This window comes from Bacillus sp. LL01 (genome assembly GCF_001037965.1).
In genome coordinates, this window is record NZ_LFEL01000092.1 from 1 (window position 1) to 6,230 (window position 6,230).

The following is a 6,230-nucleotide window of genomic DNA, read 5'->3' on the forward strand; positions in this document are numbered from 1 at the left end:
AGAGGTAATATTGTCTGCACAGAAGGCTAATGTGAAAAGTCCTTTATTTAGGAGGAATGTGGTTGCTTTCATAGTTATTTCTTCCTCATCTACGAAAAAAACGTCAAAATATWCACCAGAGAAAACCTCATTACAAGCAACGATTAATTTATTTTTTGTACAGCTAGCAATCTCTACTTCTGGTAATAAAGAAGACGCTAAAATGATAGCATCATATTCATTCCTTTGCAGTTGAGTGTATACACCTTTTTCAGTATTTTTGTTTAAAAAAGTTTGATGTACTACTGTTTTAAACCCCTTTTTATGACAAGCAGCAGATATGTAACGAACAAGCTGACAAAAATAAGGGTGGTCTATATTAGGTATTATAATGGCYATACATTTAGTATGTTTTTGACGAAATTGTCTAGCTAGAGAGTTGGGAACATAATTATACTCTTGCATAACTTTTAGTACTTTGTTTCTTGTTTCAGTTGATACATGGGGATGATTAGAAACTACTCGTGATACTGTTGATTTTGAAACGCCACTTATTCGTGCAATATCATATATTGTAACCATCTTTCACCTCTTAGAAAAATATTGACATGGGACCAATCCCAGCAGTTATATTTTAAAAAAATCAAAGGGGTGGTCTAAATGAACTTTAAATTTAATAAGTCTTTTTCGAATGCTTATAAGGCAAATTATATTATTTTTTTTGATTTTGATGAAACATATTTTCCACATGCTTGTACAAATGAATTGTTAAAAAATTTAACGGAATTGGAAGAGTATCTGTATTTTTTAGTTAATGAACATTTCGTAAAGGTTGGTTGGGTAACTGGAAGTGACTTACATCAGATTGCTCACAAAGTAGAACGAGCCAAAATATCTTATAATCCTCATTTCATAGCAAGTAACTTAGGTACAGAATTATATCACGTTAATGACAAAGATATAATTCTCAATAAGGAATGGGAAAACAGATTAAAGATAGCTGGTTTTTCAACTGAGACAGTAAAAGATGTTGTAAGTGAACTATACAATGTCTATAACATTAAGCTCGTTGAGCAGACTCAGTTAGGTCAAAAAGGTTATAAGTGGAACTACTATTATTTTGAAAGTTCCCTAGCAAAAAGTCAGTATGATTTGAGAATCATTAGGCATATAGCCAAATCGAACAGTTTAGGAATAAATATTAACCGATGTAACCCAAAAGCTGGAGACCCTATGGACGCATTTGATGTTGATTTTGTCCCTTTAAATACTGGAAAAAGAGAAATAGTAAAGTTTATGACTAGATATTATCAAGTTCCTTTAACAAATAYAATTGCTTTTGGTGATAGTGGAAATGATATAGAAATGTTGAAAACAGTCGAGCATGGTTATCTTTTAGGTAATGCTACTAGTGAAGCAAAGATTTTACATAATAATGTAACAACAGCACAGTATTCTCTCGGTATATTAGAAATTCTAAGAAGGTTGTTTCCAAATGCTTAGTTCTGAAATCCTTTAGGTAAACTGGTAAAATAGATACAGGGTATGGTAATAAACCCTCTAAAATTATTATTCATTTTGATCTGGATGTACTTGATATGAAGGGATTTCGTTCAGGTTGATGTATTTCTTGCAACAGGAAGTATCAGAGAAATATATATAAATTTCACTTAACATAGAATATTGTAAAATACTGCAATTGAAGTAAATGGTGCGTTAGCGAAAAAGAGCTGCCCGTTCTTATTGAAGGAAAAATGTTTTGAATGGTATCTGTTTTTAGGGGAGTTAGAATGTTAAAAAAATTAATGATTTATTGGACTTATTTGGTTGGCTTTGTTTATAACGCAGGCGTTTACAGGTAATTTTTCTTTGCAGAAAGAAATCTAATCTCTTTTTATGTCATGCTATAACTAATAGTGTGAGGGAGCGAGGAGGGGTTGTAAATGGCTAATAAATATTGTCCTCTATGTGGAGAGGAAAACAAGTGTAGGGCAGGCACCGTAGAACACGGTAACTGCTGGTGCGATCGAGAAGGAGAATTTCCTAATGGAACTTTTAAGTTAGTTCCTTCAGAAAGTAGAGGAAAGCATTGTATATGTAAAAAGTGTGTAAATAAATATAGGGAAGAAGCGGGTGAATAGCTTTCTAATTATTTTGCTAAACTCCCTCAGTATGGTAGCTATATCTCTAACGGATGCGATTGCTTAATAAAAACTTTATTGGTYTAGCTTTTATTATTTTTCCTGATATATGCAAAATTAGCAGTTCACTAATAAAGTAATAAGGTTTTCTTCAGTAAAATAAGGTATATTATATTTGTTGAATAGATTCTCTTTAAAGACAAGAAAAGTAGGTGAACAAAGTGGGAAAATATCAATTGGATGCCAAAAGTCAGGTAGCTGTGACAAAGTTTCATGAAAAACAGACGTCTGCAAAACCTGATAAAAAGCAGCAACTTGAAAAAATACGTGCGGAGTATTTGAAAAAGAAGCAAAAACAAACAGATAAATAATATGAATGAAAACATAGGAAGACTAAAATCTCCCTATGTTTTTCTTATTCGAAGTTCTTTTTTCAATTGATGATATAGTTTATTATTCCCTTAAATTTCAGATTCGGTGACAAAAAACTCGTCATCAGATAACCATTCCTTATTAAAAATTTAAGTAGCAAAATCAATAGACCAGCCGTTATTTTGGATACACCAGTAATCTCTAACAGAAGTTTTTAAAGCATTATCAAGAGTTAAAGTGTTGCAAGGTCAATGAAATAATTTATAGAACTAACGGGAGCATTAGTTAAAGAACCGTAGCGTCTGTTATGGCGCTATCGGGGTAGGTTTGTTTAAGAATAAATGGAGTAAATGAAAATTTTCTGGAATGATGAAAGGCTATATTTCCAATGTGAATTGAAAATATCCATCTCAAAAACCAATACTTTTACTATTTCACCTTTAGCGCCCCCATATTAAACGAACAACGCAGTAGAGTTGAAAATGGAATAAATAAAAATAGATTCAGATCAAATTCCTATTTCTTTTACGAAACCAATAAATGAAAAATAGATAATTATCTGGAGGAATAGCTATGAAACTAAATTTACATGAGAAGATTACGGATATTCAAAATAAAGTTGATTTTTCAGGTTCAGTATTTGTTGAAGGAAAAGATAAGGTGTTAGTTGAAAAAAATTTTGGTTATGCAAATCGTTCTGATCAAATAGAAAATAACTCTGCGACCCGATTTGGAATAGCATCWGGTTGTAAACTGTTTACTGCAATTGCAGTTTGTCAACTTGTTGAAAAGGGGAAAATTTCTTTCGATTCTAAATTGACCGATTGTCTTGATATTGAATTTAAACACTTGGATGATAAAGTGACCGTACATCATTTACTGACACATACTTCGGGAATACCAGATTATTTTGATGAGGATGTAATGGATGACTTTGAGGAACTTTGGGTTACAAATCCTATGTATCACATAAGAAAGTTAAAAGATTTCTTACCATTATTTCGAAATGAACTTATGAAAACCCAAGTAGGAGAATCGTTTCACTATAACAATGCTGGTTACATTTTATTAGGATTAATTGTTGAACAGACAAGTGGACTTGAGTTCTCTGACTACGTTCAAGCTCACATCTTCAATAAGGCTAATATGACGAAYACTGGGTATTTTTCATTTGATTCGCTACCGCCAAATACAGCATTAGGCTATATCGATAAACCTGATRGAACTTGGAAAACAAACATCTATTCATTACCTGTAAAAGGTGGATCAGACGGTGGTGCATTTGTAACTGCTCATGATATGGCTAAGCTGTGGAAAGCACTTATAAATGATCAACTTTTAAATGAAACTTACACAAACAAGCTTTTAACAACACACACACAAGACAATGAGAGTGGCTTTTATGGTTATGGTATTTGGATAGAGAAAAATATAGATAACAATATCCTTAAATATCATGTAATGGGTTATGATCCAGGAGTTAGCTTTCATTCTGCTCATTATCCTGACTTATCCATTAATGTAGTTGTTTGTTCTAATAAGTCGGATGGAGCATTTGATATAATGAGGGGTATTGAAGAAGAAGTGACAAAAATTAAAGCCTTAAAATAGTATGAATTAGAAGTACCCTACTTTTTTGGGTTCTTCTTTTTAAAGTAATTAACTTAAAAGATTGTGGAGTATTGTACTTAAGCTAACGGGTGGCATTCCTTTAACAAGGGATGCTTTTTTCTTTGTCAATAAAAAGGGAATTAATGTTAAACTAAAGGGGCAGGTTGATCGGAAGAAATTGAATAAATAGGTAGTATTTAAAGGAAGTAATTTTGTTGTTCCAAATGAGAATAGTTCATTAAAGATTGATTAACAGGGAGCGGGAAGATGAAAAATAAAAAAAGAAATAGATACGGCCCTATTAAAGATACCCTAATTCTAATTGAATTAATTGGTGAAGTCGTTTGGAACATTTTAATGTTTATACCAAGATTGATAAGTCGCTTAATAAGTAACAATGACGAATAGAACAATCAATTATATAAAAATGGGTGCGTTGGTCTAGAAGAATTAAGCCCCTTTAAAGGTCTTATTGAACAAACGAGGCAGGTTAGAAGATAAGTGAATTATTTAAATAATGAAGTTTAGGGGTATAATTATATGTATGGTATAGAGCCAACCTTTTTGCTGAATTTAATATTGATTTTAGCTATTGTAATACTATTGCTTGCTTSCTTTAATACAATCATGAGAAAGTGGCTAAAAGTTAAGAGAAGGAAATTTTTTTCATATAACTATGTTAATGAGCAACATAAAAAAATTGATTGGATTATAAGAGTTATTACCATAGTCGTTCTCTTTATCGGATATGTTATAAACATGGTAAGGATAAGAGGACATTTGGAAATGATTTGGTTTTTACAACCGTGGTTTATACTACTTATTTCTATTGTTATTTATGAAGTGGTAAGAGCAGTTATGGAACGAAAGTATGCAACAAATCCTAATGATYATAAATTTACAATTAGTCAATTATTATTTTCGATAATATTGTTCTTTACCTTATACATGACTGATTTTTTTGGATTAGTATAAGTAACGAAAGATTATTCAACTAACGGGTGCGAGAATTTAATAGAGCAACACTTCCCAAGTGCTGCTCTATTATCATGCTTAAAAGTATTTTCTATATAAGTCTTGTCTAAGTCGTCCGCTCAGTTGGGCRTAGATACGTGTCGTCTCCGTTTTTTCATGGCCGAGTAAACTCTGTATGACATCAATAGGGGCTCCATTGTTTAATAAATGAGTGGCAAACTGTGTCTAAGCTGATGGGGGTGTATAGTTTTATTAATGCCTGTACGGCTTGAAATACGTTTTATGATATACCTCATTTGAGCGATGCTCATTCGATGAGGTGATTGATCTGTAACAAAGATMGCGGGATCACTATCTTGACGGATGTTGATGTACCGTATTAACCAGATGTCACATTTGATGTTAAAGTACACCTCACGTTCTTTATCGCCTTTTCCTCTAACAATAGCGGAACGATTCGACCAGTTAATACAATTCTTGTCCAGAGATACAATTTCACCAATACGGCAGCCAGTAGAAAACATAAACTCAAACAACGCTTTCTCCATTGGATTTTTAATGCTTCCCTAAGATGTTCAATCTCTCTTTCTGTAAGGAACTTGGGGATTCGTTTCCCGACCTTTGGCTCCTTAATCTTAGAAGCTGGGTTTGAGGGAATGTGTCCCTCTTCATGTGACCACCGAAACAAGGATCGCATGAACCGAATTCGATGGGCTAAGCTAGACGGTTTTAAATGTTCGCTTGATTCCGCTAAATACTCCTTTAATTGATTTGTAGACAATGATTCAATCGCCACATCAGTAAAATAGTGGATAAGAAGGCATGATTGAAGTCGGTAAGCTTTTAACGTTTGAGAAGAGAAACCTTCAATTCGTTTATCAGATTCATAGGTTTTCCACGCTTGTGATAAGAGCATCTTTACCCCTCCTGTATAAGTCTTTACAGGAATTATTGACGTTTTTGTTTCAAAGAATACAATAAACAATGTAGTCCTATAAAAGGAAATTAATGTTAAACTCAAGGGCAGTTATCTTTTACAAAGGTAATGTACTTTTTGTAATGAAATATAAATAGCATAAGATTGAAACGAGAGGGGAAACAGAGTTGAATAAAGTTATGTTACACATTGAAGGGCTGGCAGTTTTGGTGTTA

At 32.8% G+C, this 6,230-nt stretch carries 6 protein-coding genes and 1 pseudogene; 5 read left to right on the forward strand and 2 right to left on the reverse strand.

From position 1 onward, the window contains the following. A partial coding sequence (locus AB685_RS25065; protein WP_047973312.1) for a LacI family DNA-binding transcriptional regulator occupies positions 1-561 on the reverse strand: 561 nt, incomplete at its 3' end. A gap of 78 nt (positions 562-639) precedes the next feature. On the opposite strand from AB685_RS25065, the gene AB685_RS25070 reads away from it, so the two are divergent. The 5 genes from AB685_RS25070 to AB685_RS25090 all read left to right on the forward strand — a co-directional run bounded on the left by AB685_RS25070 (position 640) and on the right by AB685_RS25090 (position 5,078). Beyond that, complete coding sequence (locus AB685_RS25070) at positions 640-1,482, forward strand: HAD-IIB family hydrolase (RefSeq protein WP_047973313.1); 843 nt, start codon at positions 640-642, stop codon at positions 1,480-1,482. Between the two features lie 440 nt (positions 1,483-1,922). Further along, a complete protein-coding gene (locus AB685_RS25075) occupies positions 1,923-2,120 on the forward strand; it encodes a cysteine-rich CWC family protein (protein ID WP_047973314.1) in 198 nt (65 codons plus the stop codon). Positions 2,121-2,341: 221 nt separating this feature from the next. Then, complete coding sequence (locus tag AB685_RS31845) at positions 2,342-2,491, forward strand: hypothetical protein (RefSeq protein WP_047973315.1); 150 nt, start codon at positions 2,342-2,344, stop codon at positions 2,489-2,491. A 574-nt stretch (positions 2,492-3,065) separates the two neighbouring features. Continuing rightward, positions 3,066-4,103: a serine hydrolase gene (locus tag AB685_RS25085; RefSeq protein WP_047973316.1), complete on the forward strand. Its 1,038-nt coding sequence runs from the start codon at positions 3,066-3,068 to the stop codon at positions 4,101-4,103. Positions 4,104-4,643: 540 nt separating this feature from the next. Continuing rightward, complete coding sequence (locus tag AB685_RS25090) at positions 4,644-5,078, forward strand: DUF4181 domain-containing protein (protein WP_047973317.1); 435 nt, start codon at positions 4,644-4,646, stop codon at positions 5,076-5,078. Positions 5,079-5,156: 78 nt separating this feature from the next. Here AB685_RS25090 and AB685_RS32210 read toward each other — a convergent pair. Then, a pseudogene (locus AB685_RS32210) lies at positions 5,157-5,994 on the reverse strand (tyrosine-type recombinase/integrase). Positions 5,995-6,230: the final 236 nt, after the last annotated feature.